The sequence below is a fragment of the Stenotrophomonas sp. JAI102 genome, from assembly GCF_013409105.1.
GTDB lineage: Bacteria > Pseudomonadota > Gammaproteobacteria > Xanthomonadales > Xanthomonadaceae > Stenotrophomonas > Stenotrophomonas maltophilia_AA.
The window spans coordinates 1-1,230 of sequence record NZ_JACCCI010000008.1 but is presented as its reverse complement, the minus strand read 5'-3'; the positions used below and the strand labels follow the sequence as shown (position 1 = coordinate 1,230).

The window sequence follows — 1,230 nt, the reverse complement described above, 5'->3', positions numbered from 1 at the left end:
GAGCCTTATCTGTTCGGAATCTGGCAGCTTAGGTGCCGAGAGCCGGCGTGGGCCGCCGTACGAGCCTGGATCTGAGCGATCGCCATGTAGCTTGGCGCCCACGCCGGAATCTCCCTTGATCCGCCCGAACAGTTGCTGGAGCTGGCACTCGAAGCGATAAGACTGGGCAAGCGGGGGAGCTCTCGACCCTTCCAGACTATACGGAGTCGTGCGATGAACGGGATCGGGATTGATGTAAGCAAGCGCCAGCTGGATGTCGGCACGACGGACAGAGAGACCCTGCAAGTCAGCAATAGCCCCTCTGGCTTTGTTGAACTGGACGCTTGGCTGAAGAAACGCCCAGCGGTCCAGATCGTGCTGGAGGCCACCGGCGGATATGAGCAGCCCGTGCTGGATTTCCTGCACAAGGCAGGCCATCGGGTGGTGCGCGCCAATGCCTTTCGGGCGCGGAAACTAGCTCAGGGGCTGGGCCAAATAGCCAAGACCGATCGCTTGGATGCCTATGCATTGGCACAGATGGCCGCGCTGGTGACACTGCCGGCCTACCAGCCACTAGAGCCTTGGCAGCAGAAACTGCGGGAATTCGTGCGGGCACGTCGACAGATGATGCAGGCCCTGACCGTAGCGCGGCAGCAGCAGGAAATGGTGCGTGATCGTGAATTGCGACGGCTTTTGCAGACCAACATCACCCGCTTGCAGACACTGCTCGAACGCCTGGGAAAGCAAATTGCCGAGCAAGTCGCTCAACAGCCCCAGCTCACGATTCTGAAGTCGATGAAGGGCGTGGGACCGGGGCTACAGGCGGTGCTGGCCAGCTATCTGCCTGAGCTGGGCCAGATCAGTGGCAAGGCCATCGCCAGCCTGGTGGGCGTGGCACCGATGTCCCACGACAGCGGGACGATACGCGGAAAACGAAGCATCCACGGCGGTCGAGCCGATATCCGTCAGGTGCTTTACATGGCCAGCATGTCGGCGCTGCAGCACGAACCTCGATTACGAGACTTTTACCGGTCGCTGCGGGCCCGCGGCAAGGAGGGCAAAGTGGCGATCGTGGCGGTAATGCGGAAGATGCTGGTGATCCTCAACGCCCGCGTGCGCGACGCTCAAAGCGGTCTAATCCCCGCCTGAAGCACGCCCGGGCACATCTCCAAAGGCTGCCGGCCAGCGGCCGGCACTACCGCGCCCGTCTGCTGGAGGGGCCGAAGTCCCTCCAACAACACAGTTGCTACA

The 1,230-nt window shown here is 62.0% G+C and carries 1 protein-coding gene; it reads left to right on the top strand.

The window, feature by feature from the left end; all coding sequences use genetic code 11:
* The first annotated feature begins 213 nt into the window (after window positions 1–213).
* Window positions 214–1,128, top strand: coding sequence for an IS110 family transposase (locus tag HDC96_RS18250; RefSeq protein WP_179461185.1), 915 nt, complete (start codon window positions 214–216; stop codon window positions 1,126–1,128).
* The last annotated feature ends 102 nt before the right edge of the window (window positions 1,129–1,230 follow it).